The following is a 20,443-nucleotide window of genomic DNA, read 5'->3' on the forward strand; positions in this document are numbered from 1 at the left end:
CTCTAAGGAACCAGATTTCAGGCATTGTCAATCTGATCGTCAACAAGCCCCAAGGCCTCCAGCACCTCATCCACGCTCCCCAAAATCCGATCCACCTCAGGCAACTCCGGGCGTTTCAGGACCAGGACGGGCAGGCCGCGCTCGCGGGCGACTTCAAGCTTGGGTTCGGTGGAGCTGCTGCCACTGTTTTTGCTGATCAGCACATCAATATCGCGTTGTTCAAACAGCTGACGTTCGTCTTCCAGTGCAAACGGGCCGCGCGCGCCGATCACTTCGCAGTGGTCATTGCCGGGGTAGCTGTCCAATGCCCGAAGCGTCCAGAATTGATGCTCCGAAATCTCGTGCAGATGCTGCAAAGGCTCGCGCCCTAGCGTGAACAGTGGGCGCTTGAAGGGCGCCAGTGCCGTGACCAGTTCTGACCAGTCGGCCACTTCACGCCAGTCATCACCCGCACCAGCCTGCCAGGCAGTGCGGCGCAAGGCCCAGCAGGGAATTCCAGTCAGCCTGGCCGCACATGCAGCGTTGTGGCTGATTTGCGCGGCATACGGATGGGTTGCGTCCAGCAGCAAGTCGACGCCCTGTTCGCGAATGTATTGCGCCATGCCCTCTGCGCCGCCATAGCCGCCAACTTTCAACTGACAGGCCAGATCTGCCGGCACCCGACCCACACCTGCCAGGCTATAGATGTGCTCAGGCCCGAGCCTGCGTGCAATCGCCAGCGCTTCGGTAATGCCGCCCAACAGCAGAATTCGTTTCATGTGTGTTCCTTCGATAACGCAACGCCCGCCTGACCGACAATTCCGCCCTGGCGGTCGATGGCGAACACTTCGACCTGAACCTGTGCAGGCACTACGCTGCGGGCAAAAGCCAGCGCATGACGACACACCTCATCGCCCAGCGGCACGCCCGCCGTTGCGCACATCGCCAGCGCCTGCTGGCTGGTATTGGCATCGCGAATACGCTGTTGCAGGTCTGCGTCCGCGCCTGTATCCGCAGCCCACAGCGCCAGTTGCGGCAGGTCGATGCTCGAATGGCGGCTGTGCAGATCCATGTGGCCTGCTGCCAGTTTGCTGATCTTGCCGAAGCCACCGCACAGGCTCAACTTATCCACAGGCACCTTGCGCAGGTGCTTGAGCACTGCGCCGACGAAATCGCCCATTTCGATCAGGGCGATATCCGGGATGTTGTACACGCGGCGCATGGTGTCTTCGCTGGCGTTGCCGGTGCAGGCGGCAATATGCCGATAGCCGTTGGTGGTGGCGACGTCGATGCCCTGATGGATCGACGCGATGTACGCCGCGCAGGAGAAGGGCCGGACAATCCCGCTGGTGCCGAGAATCGACAGCCCGCCGAGAATACCGAGGCGCGGATTCATGGTTTTGAGCGCCAGCGCTTCGCCGCCCTCGACGCCAATCGTAACCTCGAAACCACCGCTGTAGCCGAGTTCTTCCGCCAGCTGTAGCAAGTGTTCGGTCATCATGCGTCGAGGCACCGGGTTGATGGCGGGCTCGCCCACCGCCAACACCAGGCCGGGGCGGGTCACGCTGCCTACACCTGCGCCTGCCACGAAGCGCACGCCGGGTGCCATTTCCAGCCTGACGCGCGCAAACACCAGCGCGCCGTGAGTAACGTCGGGATCGTCCCCGGCATCCTTGAGTGTTCCGGCTTCGGCGAAGTTATCCACAAGGCGGCAGAATTCCAGGCGCATCTGCACCTGTTTGCCCTTGGGCAACACAATCTCTACCGCATCGCTGATTTGCCCGCTGAGCAACAGCCGCGCTGCCGCGAGGCTGGTTGCGGTGGCGCAGCTGCCGGTGGTCAGGCCACTGCGTAGCGGAGCAGGCTGTTCGGCGGTTTCTTCGCGCATCAGGGTTTGACTACATCCAGCAGAGTGATCGGCAAGGCCTGACGCCACGTATCGAACTCGCCAAGAGGCTGAGCATGGGCGACGTGAATACGCGTCAGTTCGCCGCCATGCCGCTCGCGCCAGGCCATGAGTGCAGCCTCGCTTTGCAGGGTTACTGCATTGGCGACCAGCCGCCCGCCGGAGCGCAACTGCTCCCAGCAGGTTTCCAGTACGCCGATACGGGTCACGCCACCGCCGATGAAAATCGCATCCGGACGCTCCAGACCGCTCAGCGCCTGTGGCGCGCTGCCACGGACCAATTGCAGGCCCGGCACGCCCAACGCATCGCGATTGAATTCGATCAGTTGCTGACGGCCTTCGTCCGCTTCTATGGCCATCGCCCGGCAGGTTGGGTGCGCGCGCATCCATTCGATGCCGATGGAGCCGCAGCCCGCGCCGACGTCCCAAAGCAGTTCACCCGGCACCGGAGCAAGGCGGGCAAGGGTGATGGCCCGCACGTCGCGTTTGGTCAACTGGCCGTCATGCTCGAAAGCGCTGTCTGGCAAACCGGCCACTGTACTCAGGCGAATGGCGCTGGCGTCGGCGCGACAATCGACGGCAACCAGGTTCAGTGCAGCTATCTCGGGATTGCCCCATTCACTGGCCAGCCCCTCGACGCACCGTTCGGCTTCACCTCCCAGGTGCTCCAGGACCGTCATGCGGCTAGGGCCAAAGCCTCGTTCGCGCAGCAAACCGGCAATCACTGCGGGGCTGCTGCCATCATTGCTCAGCACCAGCAGACGTACGCCATGATGGAAATGAGCGTTCAGTGCGGCTACCGGACGCGCAACCACTGACAAGGTAACGACCTCCTGCAATGGCCAGCCCAGACGAGCGGCGGCCAGAGAGTAAGAAGAAGGGGCGGGTAGAATGCGCATTTCGTCGATGGCGACTACGCGTGCCAGGCTGGCGCCGACGCCGAACAGCATCGGATCGCCACTGGCCAGTACGCAGATTTCGGCACCGCGCTGTTCCAGCACCGGGTTCAGCGAAAATGGACTCGGCCATGCACGCCGCTCGGCGCGAATGCACGGCGGCAGCAATGCCAGCTGGCGCGGACCGCCGAACACCTGATCAGCGTGCAGCAGAGCGTGCCGGGCGTTCTTGCCCAGGCCCTTGTAACCGTCTTCTCCGATTCCCACGACTGTCAGCCACGGCGACATGTACCTACCTCAATCCGAACTTCCGACAGAGCGCCTTTTCATGCCTGCGGACAAAGCAGGCATAATACCGCGCCCGACGGGGTACAAGTGCTCTAATCCACGTCCAGTTCATACCGGGTGATCCATTGAACGAGCCGCAGTCCGCTCGCACATCCTCTGCAACGCTACGCCCCTCGGCCTGTCCGGGGTTGCTGCGTATCGTCCCGGCACTGGACGGCGGGATCTGCCGGATCAAGCTGGCGGGCGGGGTCATCAGCAGTGTGCAGGCAATGGCGGTTGCAGAGGCTGCGCAGACTTACGCACAGGGCGTTATCGAAGCCACCAATCGCGCCAACCTGCAAATTCGCGGCATCGGCGCTGATCACGATGGGTTGATCAAGGCATTGATGGCGGCAGGACTCGGCCCGGCCAACCCTGCCAGTGACGATGTGCGCAACCTGATGCTCAGCCCGACCGCGGGGCTGGATTCGCGCATGCTGTTCGATGCCCGACCGTTGGCGGCGCAGGTTCTCGATGCGCTGGAAAATCATCCGCGCTTCCATGAGCTGTCACCCAAATTTGCGTTGTCGCTGGATGCTGGTGAAGCGCTGGTGATGCTCGAACACGCGCATGATGTGTGGCTGTCGGCGCTGAACCTCGACGGCGAAGTGCTGCTGGCGTTCGGGCTGGCCGGTTGCCCGGCCAATGATCGACCGCTGGCCGCTGTGCCGCTTGCGGCTGGAGAAGCGTTGGTTGTCGGGTTGCTGGAATTGTTCCTCGATCTGGCCCGCCCGGAGCACACCCGGATGCGGCATCTGCTGGCCGAGGTGTCGACCGACGATGTGTTGCGCGAGCTTTCTACCCGGCTGGACTGCGCGTTGCGGGTGGATCAAGCCGTCACCGGCTGGCAGCGCCCGGCCATTCAGGGCAATCGGCATATCGGTATTTATCCACAGGCCGAGCCTGCGCGGGTTGCGGTGGGTGCGGTGGTTCCGCTGGGGCGTCTTGATGCCGCCACACTCGCCATCGTCGCGCAACTGGCAGAAGAGCAGGGCGACGGCACTTTGCGCCTGACGCCCTGGCAGAGCCTGCTGTTGCCCAATGTGCCGGTCGAGCGCGCTGCAACAGTGATGACGGCGTTGCAGGTCGCGGGTCTGATCTGTTCGGCCGAACAGCCACTGGCGCAGATGGTGGCGTGTACCGGTTCTGCCGGCTGTGCAAAAGGGCTGGCCGATACCAAGGCTGATGCGCTGCAACTGGCTACCGGCCTGGTTGCCAGTCAGGCCGTTCATTTAAGCGGTTGCACGCGTTCCTGCGCTGCTGCTCACGTAGCGCCGGTAACCTTGCTGGCCGTTTCGCCCGGCCGTTACGACCTTTATTTTCGCGACGCAGCGCATGCCGGTTTCGGTGTGCTGCGCGCGCGTGACCTTACTATTGAAGCAGTCGGTGCGCAGTTGAACGCCGACTCACGGAGCAACATTGCATGATTGATTACATCCGCGATGGTCAGGAGATATATCGCAACTCCTTCTCGATCATTCGCGCCGAAGCGCGCCTGGACACGATCCCCGCCGACCTGGAAAAACTCGCCGTGCGCGTGATCCATGCCTGCGGGATGGTCGAAGTCATTGAAGACCTGCGCTTCTCGCCGGGTGCCGGTACAGCCGGGCGCAATGCCCTGGCCGCCGGTGCACCGATCCTCTGCGACGCACGCATGGTCTCAGAAGGCATCACCCGTACCCGGCTGCCCGCCAACAACCAGATCATCTGCACATTGCACGATGAAGGCGTGCGGGAAATGGCGCTCGAACTGGGCAATACGCGCTCTGCGGTGGCGCTGGAGCTGTGGCGTCCGTACCTGGAAGGCAGCGTAGTGGTCATCGGCAATGCGCCGACTGCGCTGTTCTATCTGCTCGAAATGCTCGATGCAGGCGCGCCGAAACCAGCGCTGATTCTCGGCTTTCCGGTTGGCTTTGTCGGCGCTGCCGAGTCCAAGGCCATGCTTGCCGCAGACAGCCGTGGCGTGCCATTTGTGATCATGCAGGGTCGTCGTGGCGGCAGCGCCATGGCCGTGGCCGCTGTCAATGCACTGGCCACGGAGATCGAATGATGCAGGCACGCGGTCGATTGATTGGCCTGGGCGTCGGCCCCGGCGACCCGGAACTGATCACCGTCAAGGCGCTGCGCCTGCTGCGGGAGTCGCCAGTGGTGGCGTACTTCGTGGCCAAGGGTAAAAAGGGCAACGCATTCGGCATTATCGAAGCGCACTTGCAGGACGTTCAAACGTTGATGCCACTGGTCTATCCGGTCACCACCGAGGCCTTGCCAGCGCCGCTGTCCTACGAAAAAGTCATCAGCGACTTCTACGACGAGTCCAGCCTGCACATTGCGGCGCATCTGGATGCCGGGCGTGACGTAGCGGTGATCTGCGAAGGCGACCCGTTCTTCTACGGTTCCTACATGTACCTGCACGACCGCCTGGCCGAGCGCTACGAGGCGCAAGTGATTCCGGGCGTGTGTTCGATGCTCGGTGGCGCTTCGGTACTGGGCGCGCCGCTGGTGTATCGCAACCAGAGCCTGTCGGTGCTGTCCGGCGTGCTGTCCCACGAGGACCTGAAACGCAAGCTGGCTGATGCCGATGCAGCAGTGATCATGAAACTGGGACGTAACTTCCACAAGGTCCGTGAAGTGCTGACCGAACTGGGCATGGCCGGGCGTGCGCTGTATGTCGAGCGCGCAACCATGGCCAACCAGAAAATCGTCCCGCTGGATCAGGTAGACCCGATGTCTTCGCCGTATTTTTCGCTGATTATCGTTCCGGGTGACAGGTGGCAAGGCTGATGACTCTCAACATTCCAGCCATCGTTATTCTCGGCAATGGCAGCCTGGCTACCGCGCGGCGCATTCAGCAGCTGTTTCCCGATGCGCAGATTCATGGCCTGGCCGAGCGTGTGCAGAACGCTGACATTACCTACAGCGAATTCGGTAGCACGCTGCGTCAGTTGTATCAGCAAAACACCCCTATTATCGCCCTGTGTGCCGCTGGCATAGTGATTCGCACCCTGGCCCCGCTGCTGTTGGAGAAGGGCGTCGAGCCGCCGGTACTCGCCGTAGCTGAGGACGGTAGTGCAGTGGTGCCACTGCTTGGTGGCCTGGGCGGGGTCAATGTCATGGCGCGCAGCATTGCCAACGGGCTTGGCGTTGCATCGGCAATCACCACCAGCGGCGAATTGCGCTTCGGCACCTGCCTGCTCAACCCGCCCAGCGGCTATGCACTGGGCGACCTGGAGCTGGGCAAGCGCTTTGTTTCCGACTTGCTCTCCGGCGAGCCGGTGCGCATTGAAGGCGAGGCACCCTGGCTGGAGCGAGCGCAACTGCCCGAAGATCCGCAGGCTGAGCTGACGATTCATGTCGGCTGCGCCCTACGTGAGCCCGCTCCCCATGAATTACTGATCTACCCGCGCAGTGTACTGGTCGCCGTCAGCGAAATAACCGCTGAACTGGCTATGCGGGTCCGCTCGGCGTTGCACGACGCAAGCATTGCCGAGCAATCGCTGGCTTGTCTGCTGACCAGCGAAGAGCAGATGGCCAACGCGCAGTTGCATCAGGCAGCCAGCGAGCTGGGCGTCCCGGTGCGCTTCGACAAGGCTGGGTCGGCCAGCGAAATGGCCTCCCGCTGCGTGCCGCAACGGTTGCCGCCACTCAGCGTCGACGACATGGCGATTGCCGTCGCGACTCAACCGCTGGATGTGCAGAACATCGGCCGTGGGCGTGGCCGGCTTGCAGTCATTGGCCTGGGCCCCGGCGCAGCGGACCTTATGGTGCCTGCGGTCAAGGCTGAACTGGCACGCGCCAATGATGTGCTGGGTTACGAAACCTACGTGCGCATGGCCGGGCCGTTTCGTGCCGATCAGGTACTGCATTGCACCGACAATCGCGAAGAAATGCTGCGTGCCCGGCATGCCTTCGAACTGGCCGCGCAAGGTCGTTCGGTGGTTGTGGTGTCGTCCGGTGATCCGGGCGTGTTCGCCATGGCCTCGGCAGTGCTTGAAGCGCTGCACGAGTCCGGCAACCCGCACTGGCACTCTGTCGAGCTGGAGATTCTCCCGGGTGTCTCGGCTTCTCTGGCAACCGCCGCTCAGGCGGGTGCGCCGTTGGGGCATGATTTCTGTGTGTTGTCGCTGTCCGATAACCTCAAGCCTTGGGATATCATCGAAAAGCGTCTGGACCTCGCCTGTCAGGCAGACCTTGCGCTGGCCTTCTACAACCCGATTTCCCGTTCACGACCCTGGCAACTGGGGCGTGCGCTGGAGATAGTTCGCCAGCACCGCACTCCTGAAACGCCCGTCACGCTTGGCCGCGACATCGGTCGTCCTGGCCAGACACTGCGCGTCATTACGCTGGGTGAACTGACGCCGGAGCAGGTGGACATGCGAACCATGGTGCTGATCGGCTCTTCCCTGACCTGCACCTTTCCTCGCAACGAAGGCGGCAATTGGGTCTACACGCCCCGCTGGTATGGCGCGAAACCTACAGCCTGAGCCCATAGGCTTGTCGTACCTGTATCGAATTTACTGTGGGAAAGTGCTGAAACCTCTGCGTATCAACAGGCATTCAGGCCGAGTTTTCGGCCTGGCTGCTTGCGCGAACGGATGTTCTTCAAGTTGCCAGGCTTGTGGCTTTTTTCTCTGTCCTGCCACGGATTTTTCTTTCGCCCGCTGTTTACCGAGGGCTGAGCACAGCTTGAGTTTTGCGCGCGCCATCGAGTGTTGCCGCGGCAGTTGAAAAAGCCATCAATAGACCGCTCGAAAGTGCCGGAAAAACGGCCTGAATTATTTGATTAGTCTCGTATCTGTCCACAAGGACTCACGAATTAAAGGACTAAATGAAATGAAACAGGACAATACGATGAGCATGACCGACAACCTTGATTACATTGCCGCTTGTGAGCTGGCTGAATGCCCTGGTTCGTCTATCGCCCACGCAGCAGCCATAAAGCCTGAATTGCTTCTGGCCAGTGACGAGACTGACTTTGACCCAGGCGATGAAGCTGCCAAGGGTGCTGTGGTTGCAAGCAGTCTGCTGGCATTTGCCGAGGGCGTTTCGCGGCAGAGCAAGCAAGACGTCATGGACTCCTTTCTGTTTGCCACCCTTGTGGCCAACAAGGCGTTCAGCCCTGAAACCCAGGGTGATCAGTGGTACGACAAATTCAACGAAGTACTCTCGAAGGTTGGCTGGCTTTCCACCCATTGGAACTATGCCCGCTATCGTGCTACCCAGCAGCGTTTCACCATGGACGAAGTCGGCCTTGAGATCCTTGGCTCGGCTGTTGCGGCTGCCGCTTTGCCTGGGCCTGCATTGCTGCTGATGCTCAAGGTCGCTGCGGATGCCATCGCTGCACTGAAAGCTAAAAAAGAGCCTCTGCGCCTGTTTGAAAGCCAGACAAAAAACCACCGCGGAGGCAGTTTCCGTATTGCCTCGTGCATCGAGTCCGATGACAAGACCGTGACTCTGTCCATGGGCGCGGTCAGCTTCCATACCGACAGTGATGTCACCAATGTCCTGTTCTGGGAGTGGCAGGACACAAACGTTGAAACCTGGAAAGGCGAGGACAACCTGGTGCTCAACACGAGCCTGTATTCGCGCCATCGCGACCTGATCCAGCAAAAGCTCAGCGACAACGCCAAGAGCGCGATCGAAGAGTTTGAAATCTGATCGGGTTATTTGCGGAGGCACGGGTTGCCTCCGCTTTCGGGATAAAAAGGAATTTCTCCCATGAAGCAGGAATTGGATGCCGCAGTCGTCAACGCCGGCTGTTTGCTGTTTTTCCCCACTTCGCAGCAGGTCGCGCCGAAAAACGATGTGCTGGACTCGATGCTGTATGTGCAGTTGGCAGCATCGAAGCAACACCCCAGGTTCGCCGAGTTCGAAAAATGGAATGAAACCCGCCTTGCTGCGGCTCTGCGTTTCGGCTGGGTGCTGAATGCCAGCGAACACGTCAGCGAGCCTTTGCCGGTAGATGCTGTCCGAACCGTATGGAGTTGCCTCGAGCGTGCCCTTGCACCGTCAGTGTCAGCGCAGACCCTGCAGGACGCAGAAACATTGATGCGTAAAGTGTGCAAGCAATCGGCTCGCAACCCGGCGCTTCAGTTGCTGCGTAGCCAGACGGTACAGAGCGGTTTGAATCATGCGGGAAAATTGCAGGTCGGCGTGGTCCTGCAACTGGGGTTCTTCGACGATCAGCACAACCTGACGCTGGCGCAGCTTCAGTTCGCCACACGTCAGCCGTTGCCATCCGGTTTTCTTTTCGAAGTACTCGAACCGCAAAGTGTCTACGGCAACATCGCTGTGACCGTTTATAAAATGCAATTGATTGAACAGGTCTATTCGCAGTTTCGCGATGACATCGACAAGGCGTTGTCGAGCAGGCGTCCCGGTATGATCATGTCGCTTGGGGAAACGCCTTATGTCTGATCTGGATGAGACCCTGCTGGCAGGGGCCAATCTCCTGTCTTTCGCCCGTAACGTCGAGCCCGGTTTGCGTCAGGACGTACAGGACTGTCTGCATCACGCGAAACTTGTCGCCGATGACCAGCATTCCCCGCGCATGGCCTGGCGTTCATGGCTGGACGCTTACCAGCAAGCCATTCTTGCAACGGGTGGACGGCGCAGCGCGGTGATTAACGACGTGCGCTTGAGAATTCACAGTTTCAGGGACATTGGCAAATTGCAGCTTCCAATGGTCAATAACTCCGTCGAGCTTCGCCAGCTCTATCGCAGCTCACTCGACAGGCTGCTGAGCAGTAACCATGCGAAGACATTTTTCAGCAGCTGGTTTACGTCTGGACGTTCTGAAAGCTTTCAACTCATGCCTTGTGCAATGCACAGCGAAGACGAGGTGATGATCCTGTTGTGCAGCCTACAGATGACCACCATTGCGTCGAGGCCAGCGCTTTATTTTTGGCAGATTCTTGGCGGAGAAATGCAAGTACATGCTGTTGGTACTGCGTTTCGGTTCAGTCGCAAGAGCTTCGAACCTTTTCGCCAGACTGTTCAGGACATGCTGGCTGATCGTGCTGCCGCTGAAATCATCAATTTATAACGACGGTCAAGTTCCCATGGAAGGGGGTTACTCAAATGAAAGCAGGCACAGGCAATGCGGCGTATCTGGGCGATATCCCCAGTATGGTGACGTTTCTTCCGGGGCTTACAAGTGAGGAGCGCACGGACATTCAGGATGTACTTCTGGATGCGCAGTTGTTCGCAGGTAAGCAGTTTGATTTCAAGATGCAGTGGAGCAGTTGGATGCATTACTACCGCAGCCGGCTCAAGACACGTGGCATACAGCAAAAAGGCGTGGTTCTGGGCGACTCACTGGTCGTAAGCAATGTCGATGATTTGTTACAGGCGACCTTCAAGGTCAGCAATCCAGCGGACCGCAAGCGCCTTGGCGACATGGTGCAGCGCGCTGTCGCAGCATTGGGAGTGAATCAGGCGGCAGAGTCTTACTTTAAAAACGGCTTTGAACAAGGCCGTCTGGGCAGCTTCCAGATAGTGCCCTGCGAGAAGTATGAACCTGATCGGGTACTTCTGTTGCTGTGCAGTCTGCATCTGAGCGTGGACGAGCACGCGGCAGGTAGCCGACGGCTGCTGTTTCACTTCAAGGGCGGCAGTTACACCTTTGACCGCAAGATTTACGCCGCACATCGTAATGACGTAACGCAGTATCTGGACGGCAGGGCGCAAGGGCTGGTGCGGGCTGCACGTATCTGAGTTGTATCAGGGCAGCAGATAGCCCCTTATACCGGTAAAGATGATTTGTGCCGCCAACGCACAGACGAACAACCCCATCAGGCGGCTGACAATCTGCAAACCCTGATCGCCCAGGATACGTTCGATACGGTTGGAGAGGTAAAGCACCACGCCAACCGTGAGGCTGGCCAGTGCAATACTCAGGATGGCAGTGAGTTTGTCATCCCAATGAGGCTGACTGACGCCCATGACCAGTAGCGCACCGATGGTGCCGGGGCCGACGGTAAGGGGAATGGTCAGCGGAACAATGGTCACATCCTGCTGGATATTATCGGTCTGGACGGCCGATTTGCCTTGGGCCATGCCCAGCGCGGATATGAACAGCACGCTGCCAGCCCCAATCCTGAAGGCATCGACCGTGATTCCGAATACATCGAAAATCACTCTACCGAACAGATACAGCAAGATGCTGGAAATCAGTGTCGCCAGCGCTACCTTCCAGGCCAGACGCCGCTGTTCCTTGCGCGAGTGACCGCGGGTCAGGCTGATGAAGCAGGAAAGAACGAAAAACGGGCTGTAAAGCACCAGCATTTTCAGATAGACGCTGAACAACACGTGAAGCATGGCTTCGACTCACAGCAGCAGGTGGATGGCAGCGCCAGTCTATCAGGCCACTGTGTGCCTTTCCCGTTGCTGTCAGTTTCTTCGATACTGCTCGCCGTCCGACGGCAGTCCGCGAGCCTTGTCGCGGTGTGCTACCCAGTGTTCGACCAGTTCGCGCAGTTGCGACAGCTCGATAGGTTTGGCCATGTGACCGTCCATACCTGCCTGGCGTGCACGATCCTTGTGCTCAGTGAGAATATGCGCAGTCAGTGCAACGACCGGTGTGCGCACCCGCTGATTGCCGACCTCCCAGGCACGCAATTGCTCGGTTGCCGAGAAACCGTCGAGTATCGGCATTTCACAGTCCATCAGTACCAGGTCATAACGCTGCGCCTTCATGGCACGCAGCGCTTCTTCGCCGTTGCTCGCCGTATCGGGATTCAGGTTGAGCTTGCCGAGCATGCCGCGGATCACTTTGGTCGAAATGCTGTTGTCTTCGGCTACCAGAATCCGGAAGTCGCCCGGTACGCTGACCGGCGTATTGATGACCGGGCCAGGCTTTTGTGCAGCAACGCCCTTGTTCAACTGGGTCAGTTCATCTGCCAGCGTCGTCTTGAGCGTGTAGCCCGCCACCGGTTTGGCCAGAATGCGCTTGATACCGGAGTTGCGAGCAATGATCTTGCTTGGGGCATTGCTGATGCCGGTAAGCATGATCAACAGAATGTCATGATTCAGACTTGGGTCTTCCTTGATCTTGGCGGCCAGTTGCATGCCGGTCATGCCGGGCATGTTCTGGTCGAGCAGGACCACATCGAAATAGTCGCGCAGATGCGCCTTGGTCCGCAGCAAGGCCAGTGCCTCCTTGCCGGACGCCACTGCACTGACATTCAGGCCCCAGGCGCTGCATTGCTGGACCAGCACCTTGCGGCAGGTATCGTTGTCGTCAACCACCAGCACTCTGGCATCTTTCAGCGGGCTGTCCAGATCGATGGTCGGCTGCTCCAGCAGCTTTGCGTCCAGCGGCAGGTTCAGCCATAACGTGTTGCCCTGGGTGCCGCTGTTCTGAATACCGAATTCACCGTCCATCAGGATGATCAACTGGCGGGCGATGACCAGCCCCAGGTGACCACCGAGCCTGCTGCTGGCCAGGAAGTTCCGGCTGTGCAGTTCGGCGTGCAGCAACTCTTCACGTTCTTCGTCGGAAAGCGATTCACCGCTGTCCTGCACCGAAATACGCAAACGCGTCTTTCCGTTTTTCGAAGACTCAAGGGCGACGGCCAGAAGAATTTCACCTTCGTCGGTCTTCTTCAGGGCATTTTCCAGAAGGCTCAACAGCGTCTGGCGCAGGCGAGTCGGGTCACCATTGATAACCCGTGGCACCTGAGGCTGGATCTGGCTGATCAGCTCGACCTGCTGCTGCTCGGCCTTGGCGCGGAAGATGTTCAGGCAGTCCTCGACCAGCGCGCCGATGTCGAACTGCACATCGTCCAGTTCTATCTGCCCTGACTCGAGCTTGGTGATGTCCAGAATCTCGTTGATCAGCGTCAGCAGTTCGTTACCGGCACTGTGAATGGTCTGCACATAGTCGCGCTGCTTGACTGACAGCGGCGTACCGAGCAGCAGTTCGGTCATGCCCAGCACGCCATTCATGGGGGTGCGAATCTCGTGACTGATCTTGGCCAGAAATTCGGCTTTGGCGTTGATTTCGGCGGTACTCGCAGCCTGATCACGGCTGAGGCTGAAACGGTCTTCGGTGATGCTGCGATGGCGTTCGCTAAGGGCCAGGCTCATCGACAGACCGCTGATGCAGAACACGCTGAGCAGCGCGAGTATCAGCCACTGTGGCGGCACCAGACTCAGCCACAGCAGGCCCGGCAGAACCACCATGTAACCAATGTTGAAAATGATCATCCCGAGGACAAACAGGCGCGCCGAACGATAGCCTTTCTGCCAGTGCCACATCGACACCGCCAGAATGCTCAACGTCGTCAACGAGACCAGGCCGAAAGTCAGAATATTGATCGGCAGTCTGTCGTCCAGCAGTACCAGCACAGTACCGATGCCCATGAGCACGGCGTTGCCCAGCAATAGACGATCCAGTTTGCGGGCGTTGCGATGGACGAAGAAGCAGTAGGTGTAGATCAGGCCTGCGACAGCCGCCAGCAACAGCGCAATGTGCGCACTGGGGGTCTGTGCGATATTCCACGGGTCAATCGGGCGCAGCAGGTTAAGCAGCAACAGGGCACTGAGCCCGAGCAGTGCTTCACAGGCGGCGAGCCATAGATTGCTACGCGAACGTGTATGCCCGTAGCGCGTCAGGTTCTGCACGATGAGCATCGACAGCGCACCGAAAAGCAGCCCGAACAGGAACGGCTCGGTCTCGTCGGCGGCGCTTTTGATGGCCGGCTCCAAGGTAATGCTGGGGCGCATTTTCTGGGTGGAGACCAGCTTCAGGTAGATATCCAGCGTGTTCGAACTCTGGGGGATCGGCAGCAGGAAATCGTTCGAAGGCAGACGCTGATCTTCCTTGGGCACCTCGTTGCCGGTGCGCAGGTGATCAATCTGTTGATCGCCATCCATGACATACATGTCCGCGCTGGCGAGGTCGGGAGCGAAGATGCGCAGAAGCTGCTCGTGCTGGGTAGGCAGCAGGCGGTAATGCAGCCATACCGCACTGTCACGTTCCGCTGCAGTGACTCGTTCCAGCTCGGTAGGACTGAATTGATTCTGATAGCGCGCCGAACGAATTTCATCCAGCGTCAGGTGGGCCTTTTCGTCGAGCAGCGTCGACCAACCTGCGCCATGCTCGGCCTGTGCCGAAAGCATGAACAGCAGGGTCAGCAGTCCAGCGATTGATGCTATGGCAATCCTGAGCCAGCGCACAATGAAATCCCTTCGTGAGTGAATGCCTGGTAAAACCGCGAATGCCGGGTCAATCGGCCTGCCTCTGATTGAAGAGGCAGGCCTGATCGATTATTCCAGCGCTTCGCCACGCTCACGGGCAATGGCACGGTAGCCAATGTCCTTGCGATAGAAACATCCTTGCCAATCAACCTTGGCAGCCAACACATAGGCATTTTGCTGCGCATTGCCAACACTGTCACCCAGTGCCGTAGCACACAGTACACGACCGCCGCTGGTCACGACACGATCATCCTGCAAGGCAGTGCCTGCGTGGAATATCTTGCCTTCCAACTGTGCAGCAGCTTCCAGGCCTTCGATAACTGCGCCTTTGGCGTAATCGCCGGGGTAGCCACCAGCGGCCAGGACGATCCCCAGGCTTGGACGGGGGTCCCACTGTGCTTCGATCTTGTCCAGCGCCTGCGCCAGCGCTGCTTCAACCAGCAGTACCAGACTTGATTGCAGGCGCAGCATGACCGGCTGGGTTTCCGGGTCGCCGAAGCGGCAATTGAATTCGATGACCTTCGGGTTGCCAGCTTTGTCGATCATCAGACCAGCATAGAGGAATCCGGTGTAAACATTGCCTTCATCAGCCATCCCCCTGACGGTCGGCCAGATAACCAGATCCATGACACGTTGATGAACTTCGGCGGTGACCACCGGGGCAGGGGAGTAGGCCCCCATGCCACCGGTGTTCGGGCCGGTGTCGCCGTCGCCGACGCGCTTGTGATCCTGGCTGGTGGCCATGGGAAGCACATTCTTGCCGTCGACCATGACAATGAAGCTGGCTTCTTCGCCATCGAGAAACTCTTCGATAACGACGCGGGAACCGGCTTCGCCAAAGGCGTTGCCAGCGAGCATGTCACGCACGGCATCTTCGGCTTCTGCCAGGGTCATGGCGACGATCACGCCCTTGCCTGCTGCAAGACCGTCGGCCTTGATGACTATCGGAGCGCCTTTTTCACGCAGATAGGCCAGGGCAGGCTCGATCTCGGTGAAGTTCTGATAGTCGGCAGTAGGGATCTTGTGGCGCGCCAGGAAGTCCTTGGTAAATGCCTTGGAACCCTCAAGCTGCGCAGCGCCGGCGGTCGGACCGAAGCAGTCCAGACCACGGCTGCGGAACAGGTCGACAACGCCTGCAACCAGCGGCACTTCAGGACCGACGATGGTCAGTGAAACGTTCTTTTCAGCGAAATCCGCCAGTTGCTCCAGTGCCAGAACGTCGATAGCCACGTTCTCGCATTTGGCTTCGATGGCCGTGCCCGCGTTGCCGGGTGCGACGAACACCTTCTGCACACGTGGGTCCTGAGCGACTTTCCATGCCAGGGCGTGTTCACGACCGCCGCTGCCAATGATCAAAACATTCATTTCAAAAACCTCGATGACGCTGATTCTGGAGTACGCGGTGTGCCTGAGGCGACCCAACCGCCGTACGAGACCGCACTGGCGCAGCAGACGCCTGCGCCAGTGCGGCCGTTTTTCTGATTAGTGCCGGAAGTGACGCATGCCGGTGAAGACCATCGCGATGCCGGCTTCGTCTGCTGCTGCAATCACTTCGTTGTCACGCATCGAGCCGCCGGGCTGGATGACGGCAGTGATGCCGACCTTGGCCGCGTTGTCGATACCGTCACGGAACGGGAAGAACGCATCGGAGGCCATGACCGCGCCCTGTACCTGCAGCCCTGCATGCTCGGCCTTGATAGCGGCGATGCGTGCCGAGTTCACGCGGCTCATCTGGCCTGCGCCGACGCCGACGGTCTGGCGGTTGCGGGCGTAGACGATGGCGTTGGACTTGACGTACTTGGCGACTTTCCAGGCAAAGATCAGGTCGTGCATTTCGTGTTCGGTAGGGGCACGCTGGGTAACGACCTTGAGGTCTGCCTGAGTGATCATGCCGATATCGCGGCTCTGTACCAGCAAGCCGCCATTGACGCGTTTGTAGTCCCAGGCAGGCAGACGCTCGCTCCACTGGCCGCTGGTCAGCAGGCGCACATTGGCTTTGCTGGCCACGATGGCACGCGCTTCGGCGCTGACGCTTGGCGCGATGATCACTTCGACGAACTGGCGCTCGACGATGGCCTTGGCCGTTGCTGCGTCCAGCTCGCGGTTGAAGGCGATGATGCCGCCAAATGCCGATTCGGAGTCGGTGGCATAGGCCAGCTCGTACGCCTGACGAATGCCGCCTTCATCATCCGGGCAGACCGCGACACCGCACGGATTGGCGTGTTTGACGATCACGCAGGCCGGTTTGACGAAGCTCTTGACGCATTCCAGCGCGGCGTCGGTATCGGCGACGTTGTTGAACGACAGTTCCTTGCCTTGCAACTGGGTGGCCGTGGCAATGCCGACCTCGGCAGGTTTGGCTTCAACGTAAAACGCCGCGCTCTGGTGCGGGTTCTCGCCGTAGCGCATTTCCTGGGCCTTGACGAACTGGGTGTTGAAGGTGCGCGGGAACTGACTGCGGCCTTCGGTGCTCAGGGTTTCGGCAGTCTGATCGACGCCGCCCAGGTAGTTGGCGATCATGCCGTCGTAGGCGGCGGTGTGCTCGAACGCCTTGAGCATCAGGTCGAAGCGCTGTGCGTAGGTCAGGCCGCCAGCCTTGAGGCTTTCCAATACCTGACCGTAGTCACTGGCGTTGACCACGATTGCGACATCTTTATGGTTCTTCGCAGCGGAACGGACCATGGTCGGGCCGCCGATATCGATGTTTTCGATGGCGGTCGGCAGGTCGCAGCCCGGCTTGGATACAGTGGCTTCAAACGGATACAGGTTGACTGCAACCAGATCGATCGGCTTGATGCCGTGCTCGGTCATGATGGCGTCGTCGATGCCGCGACGACCCAGAATGCCGCCGTGGATCATGGGGTGCAGAGTCTTGACCCGGCCATCCATCATTTCAGCGAAGCCGGTATAGTCAGCCACTTCGACTGCCGCGACACCGTTGTCCTTGAGCAGTTTGAACGTACCGCCAGTGGAAAGAATCTCGACGCCCAGCGCTTCAAGCTCGCGGGCAAACTCAAGGATTCCTGTCTTGTCGGATACGCTGATCAGGGCGCGACGGATAGGCAGGCGGGTAGTCTGGTCGGTCATCTCGATTTCCATCAAAAGCAAAAGAAGTCAGCAAAAAAAAGCGACCGCGGTGCAAGGTCGCCTTTTCTGTTTTGAATGCTTTAAAGCAGATCGTACTGTTTGAGTTTCTTGCGCAGCGTGCCGCGGTTCAGTCCCAGCAGCTCGGAAGCTTTCGTCTGGTTGCCCTTGACGTAGTTCATCACGCTTTCCAGAAGCGGAGCCTCGACTTCCGACAACACCAGGTTGTAGACGTCAGTGACGGATGCGCCTTCGAGGTGGGCGAAATAATTGTGCAGCGCCTTCTCGACACTTCCGCGCAGGGTCTGACCCTCTTCGCTCGGCGTGTTGAGGTGCTGTTTCAAATTGACGTTGTCGCTCACGGGTGTTGTTCCACTCACTAAAGTCTCGGTCATCATCGTCATGCGGCCACCTCTTTATCATTCTCGTTATCCGGGCCCTTGCAGCCTTGGCTGAAGAACTCCCGGACGTTGGCGCACTGTGCTTCCGTATCTTCCAAACGATTGAAGTGGGCGCGAAACTCTCTGGCGCCCGGCAGGGTTGCGAGATACCAACTGACGTGTTTGCGTGCAATACGCACGCCCATCACATCTCCATAGAAAACGTGGAGCGCTGCCAGATGCTCAAGCAGAATACGTTCCACTTCACTCGACTGCGGAGCCGGGAGTTTTTCTCCGGTACGCAGGAAGTGTTCTATCTCGCGAAAAATCCAGGGACGCCCTTGGGCGGCCCTGCCAATCAGTAACCCGTCTGCGCCGGTGGCCTGTAGCACGCGCCGGGCTTTTTCGGGTGAATCGATGTCGCCGTTGGCAAACACCGGTATCGACACTGCCTGTTTGATCATGGCAATGGTGTCGTACTCGGCTTCGCCGGTGTAAAGGTCGGCACGGGTTCGCCCGTGTACCGCCAGTGCCTGAATACCGGCCTGCTCGGCGATTTTCGCCACTGTCAGGCCGTTCCGGTTGTCGCGATCCCATCCGGTGCGGATCTTCAGCGTAACCGGCACATCGACCGCAGCCACGACGGCTTGCAGGATGTCGTTCACCAGTTGCTCGTCTTTCAACAGCGCCGAACCTGCTGCCTTGTTACAGACCTTCTTGGCCGGGCAACCCATGTTGATGTCGATGATCTGGGCACCCAGTTCGACATTGGCACGTGCTGCGTCTGCCAGCATCTGCGGATCACCGCCGGCGATCTGTACCGAGCGCGGCTCGGGATCACCTTCGTGGATCATGCGCAGACGCGATTTGCGGCTGTTCCACAGGCTCATGTCACTGGTGACCATCTCCGAAACCACCAGGCCGGCACCGAGTTGTCGGCACAGCTGGCGGAAAGGCTGGTCGGTGACGCCCGCCATCGGGGCGAGGACCAAGCCGTTTTGCACTGTATATGGGCCGATGCGTACTGCCGACATAGCCTTACCTGTTGTGGAGGCCAAATCATCCGCAGGCCGTGTAAAAAACCGTTTCACCCGGTCTGCAACGGCCCGTCCCGCCAGCCGCTTGCGCCACCGTCAGATCGAACCGAGAGTTTGAAAAAGGGTTGGCATGATACCCGCTCTCGATGACTGGATAAAGGCTGAATTGGATAAAATCTGAACAGCTGGTTGTGGCGCTTGCAGAGAACGATTACACGGCATCTGGCACTGTAAATTCTGCGATCATGCAGCGTTCCCTGGCCTAACGAGCCTGTATTGGATCAAGTAAAGCCGACGTTATGGCCGTAGGCCTGTCATTCCGGCGAACGGAAGTTCAGGCTGTAATTCACGGCCTTGGCGCCTGGATCAAGGATATCCAGCGCGATATGGATCGGCGTTTGCGGTGGCATCTCTTCCTTGCCGGCCATTTCGCCGCTCAGGTATTCACCGGGCTTGAACCGACGACTGGCAATCAACTGACCGCCGGTATCGGAAAAACGCAGCTCCAGCAGCGGGAACGGCTGGGAAAACGAGGCACGGTTGTAGATGATCGCATCAACCACCAGAGCCCCTTGAAACTCAGGATGGCTGCGTACCACCAGGTTGCTGCTCTTGAGCTGGGATATGTCTACCTTGGTCGGCACCTTGCAGCCAATTTGCGGGCAAATCTGCTGGAACCACGGGCGATACTGATCCTGGCGCGCCAGTTGATCGAAATGGTACCAGACGTATTGACCTGCCAGACCGGCCAAAGCCAGTACGATCAACAGGCCCCACGCAAAGCGGCGGCCCCAGCGCGGTTTGGGCGGCTGCCAGTCCAGTTGCAAAGGGTCGTCAGTCAGGTCAAGCAGTGCCTGCTCGCGCACTGCAGGTTCGTTACGGCTGCGTCTGCCACGTGGTTCAGGTTCAAGTTCTGGTTCGTCGTCGTCATGATCTTCGTCGTCATCCACGGCTGACCAGCGTTGCACTTTTTCCGCAGGCAGGGCCTTGCGCGGTGTGGTAACAAGCACGACGGGTTCGTCATCGTCCAGGTGCTTGTCCAGTGACAGCGAGGGCTCGGTCCTTTTGTCGTCGGGCAAAGGCTCCGGGTCTTCGGGCGAATCCGGGTCGGGGATGACCTCGGCGTGCAGCTCGGGCAGACGTTCGACATCGTCGTTGTGCAGCGTGCCGACCCAGGCAGCCTCGTCGGTCTGGCGATTGTCACGCTTCGCCGTCAGGTTCTCATCGTCAGTGCCGTTGTCGCTGGCCGGGCGGGCGAAGGTGTCGGGTCGTCGGGTCTCGCGCTGTTCGAGGCGAGCCAGTTCTTCGTCCAGGTTCAGATTGTCCAGATCCAGCTCGCTGACCTGCCAGGGGTCATCGTCTTCATGGGCCTTTTCCGGTTCAGGCTTCAATTCGGGTTCAGGCGTCGACGCAGGCTCTTGTTGGGGCGGCGCTATGACCACCGGTGCGGCGCTCAGGGCCTCCTTTTCGGAGTCGACTATGGCGCGCTGCTCCAGCAACTGCCGGGCTGCGTTGAAAACCTGCAGACAGGCGCCACATCGCACCACGCCGCGGGCCACGCTCAGTTGAGCGTGGCTGACTCTGAAACTGGTCTGGCAGTGCGGGCACTGGGTGACAAAACTGTCGGTCATGCGG

General features: G+C 59.6%; 18 protein-coding genes. 8 read left to right on the forward strand and 10 right to left on the reverse strand.

The features are described from left to right. Positions 1–17: 17 nt before the first annotated feature. From RYB66_RS10935 to RYB66_RS10945, 3 genes are read right to left on the reverse strand one after another with little or no spacing between them, the layout of a single operon-like run. The gene (locus RYB66_RS10935) at positions 18–758 is read right to left on the reverse strand and encodes a cobalt-precorrin-6A reductase (RefSeq protein ID WP_016982356.1); all 741 of its coding nucleotides are present in this window, start codon (positions 756–758) and stop codon (positions 18–20) included. Then, complete coding sequence (locus RYB66_RS10940) at positions 755–1,867, reverse strand: cobalt-precorrin-5B (C(1))-methyltransferase (protein ID WP_004655757.1); 1,113 nt, start codon at positions 1,865–1,867, stop codon at positions 755–757. The genes RYB66_RS10935 and RYB66_RS10940 overlap by 4 nt, the downstream gene beginning before the upstream one ends. Next, entirely contained in the window at positions 1,867–3,069 is a 1,203-nt protein-coding gene (locus tag RYB66_RS10945; RefSeq protein WP_016982357.1) for a bifunctional cobalt-precorrin-7 (C(5))-methyltransferase/cobalt-precorrin-6B (C(15))-methyltransferase, read from the reverse strand. Before RYB66_RS10945 ends, RYB66_RS10940 begins: the two co-directional genes overlap by 1 nt. 125 nt (positions 3,070–3,194) lie before the next feature. Here RYB66_RS10945 and cobG point away from each other — a divergent pair, with 125 nt between their 5' ends. The 8 genes from cobG (at position 3,195) to RYB66_RS10985 (ending at position 10,821) form a co-directional block, all read left to right on the forward strand. After that, a complete protein-coding gene (cobG, locus tag RYB66_RS10950) occupies positions 3,195–4,535 on the forward strand; it encodes a precorrin-3B synthase (protein ID WP_016982358.1) in 1,341 nt (446 codons plus the stop codon). Continuing rightward, entirely contained in the window at positions 4,532–5,158 is a 627-nt protein-coding gene (locus RYB66_RS10955; protein ID WP_002555383.1) for a precorrin-8X methylmutase, read from the forward strand. Before cobG ends, RYB66_RS10955 begins: the two co-directional genes overlap by 4 nt. Continuing rightward, entirely contained in the window at positions 5,155–5,889 is a 735-nt protein-coding gene (locus tag RYB66_RS10960) for a precorrin-2 C(20)-methyltransferase (RefSeq protein WP_016982359.1), read from the forward strand. The genes RYB66_RS10955 and RYB66_RS10960 overlap by 4 nt, the downstream gene beginning before the upstream one ends. Beyond that, the gene (gene cobJ, locus RYB66_RS10965) at positions 5,889–7,589 is read left to right on the forward strand and encodes a precorrin-3B C(17)-methyltransferase (protein WP_057404493.1); all 1,701 of its coding nucleotides are present in this window, start codon (positions 5,889–5,891) and stop codon (positions 7,587–7,589) included. The genes RYB66_RS10960 and cobJ overlap by 1 nt, the downstream gene beginning before the upstream one ends. A 349-nt stretch (positions 7,590–7,938) precedes the next feature. Then, positions 7,939–8,763, forward strand: a complete 825-nt coding sequence (locus RYB66_RS10970) for a hypothetical protein (protein WP_016982361.1) — start codon at positions 7,939–7,941, stop codon at positions 8,761–8,763. Positions 8,764–8,823: 60 nt separating this feature from the next. Next, positions 8,824–9,522 (forward strand): hypothetical protein, encoded by a 699-nt coding sequence (locus RYB66_RS10975; RefSeq protein ID WP_016982362.1) that lies wholly within the window; start codon positions 8,824–8,826, stop codon positions 9,520–9,522. Next, the gene (locus RYB66_RS10980) at positions 9,515–10,150 is read left to right on the forward strand and encodes a hypothetical protein (protein ID WP_016982363.1); all 636 of its coding nucleotides are present in this window, start codon (positions 9,515–9,517) and stop codon (positions 10,148–10,150) included. The genes RYB66_RS10975 and RYB66_RS10980 overlap by 8 nt, the downstream gene beginning before the upstream one ends. A 35-nt stretch (positions 10,151–10,185) precedes the next feature. Beyond that, positions 10,186–10,821: a hypothetical protein gene (locus RYB66_RS10985; RefSeq protein ID WP_016982364.1), complete on the forward strand. Its 636-nt coding sequence runs from the start codon at positions 10,186–10,188 to the stop codon at positions 10,819–10,821. A 6-nt stretch (positions 10,822–10,827) separates the two neighbouring features. Here the strand turns inward: RYB66_RS10985 and RYB66_RS10990 are convergent, their stop codons facing one another. The 7 genes from RYB66_RS10990 to RYB66_RS11020 form a co-directional block, all read right to left on the reverse strand. Further along, positions 10,828–11,424, reverse strand: a complete 597-nt coding sequence (locus RYB66_RS10990; RefSeq protein WP_004655739.1) for a MarC family protein — start codon at positions 11,422–11,424, stop codon at positions 10,828–10,830. A gap of 72 nt (positions 11,425–11,496) precedes the next feature. Beyond that, the gene (gene retS, locus RYB66_RS10995; protein WP_005782104.1) at positions 11,497–14,286 is read right to left on the reverse strand and encodes a hybrid sensor histidine kinase/response regulator RetS; all 2,790 of its coding nucleotides are present in this window, start codon (positions 14,284–14,286) and stop codon (positions 11,497–11,499) included. A gap of 90 nt (positions 14,287–14,376) precedes the next feature. After that, on the reverse strand, positions 14,377–15,672 hold the full coding sequence (purD, locus tag RYB66_RS11000) for a phosphoribosylamine--glycine ligase (protein WP_057404495.1): 1,296 nt from the start codon (positions 15,670–15,672) through the stop codon (positions 14,377–14,379). A gap of 117 nt (positions 15,673–15,789) precedes the next feature. Beyond that, the gene (gene purH, locus RYB66_RS11005) at positions 15,790–17,394 is read right to left on the reverse strand and encodes a bifunctional phosphoribosylaminoimidazolecarboxamide formyltransferase/IMP cyclohydrolase (protein WP_005732154.1); all 1,605 of its coding nucleotides are present in this window, start codon (positions 17,392–17,394) and stop codon (positions 15,790–15,792) included. Between the two features lie 80 nt (positions 17,395–17,474). Beyond that, the gene (gene fis / locus RYB66_RS11010; protein ID WP_002555375.1) at positions 17,475–17,795 is read right to left on the reverse strand and encodes a DNA-binding transcriptional regulator Fis; all 321 of its coding nucleotides are present in this window, start codon (positions 17,793–17,795) and stop codon (positions 17,475–17,477) included. Further along, positions 17,792–18,805, reverse strand: a complete 1,014-nt coding sequence (gene dusB / locus RYB66_RS11015) for a tRNA dihydrouridine synthase DusB (RefSeq protein WP_002555374.1) — start codon at positions 18,803–18,805, stop codon at positions 17,792–17,794. The genes fis and dusB overlap by 4 nt, the downstream gene beginning before the upstream one ends. A 317-nt stretch (positions 18,806–19,122) precedes the next feature. After that, on the reverse strand, positions 19,123–20,439 hold the full coding sequence (locus RYB66_RS11020) for a DUF3426 domain-containing protein (RefSeq protein ID WP_316894379.1): 1,317 nt from the start codon (positions 20,437–20,439) through the stop codon (positions 19,123–19,125). Between the last annotated feature and the right edge of the window lie 4 nt (positions 20,440–20,443).

The organism is Pseudomonas syringae group sp. 243L2 (assembly GCF_032587875.1).
GTDB lineage: Bacteria > Pseudomonadota > Gammaproteobacteria > Pseudomonadales > Pseudomonadaceae > Aquipseudomonas > Aquipseudomonas amygdali.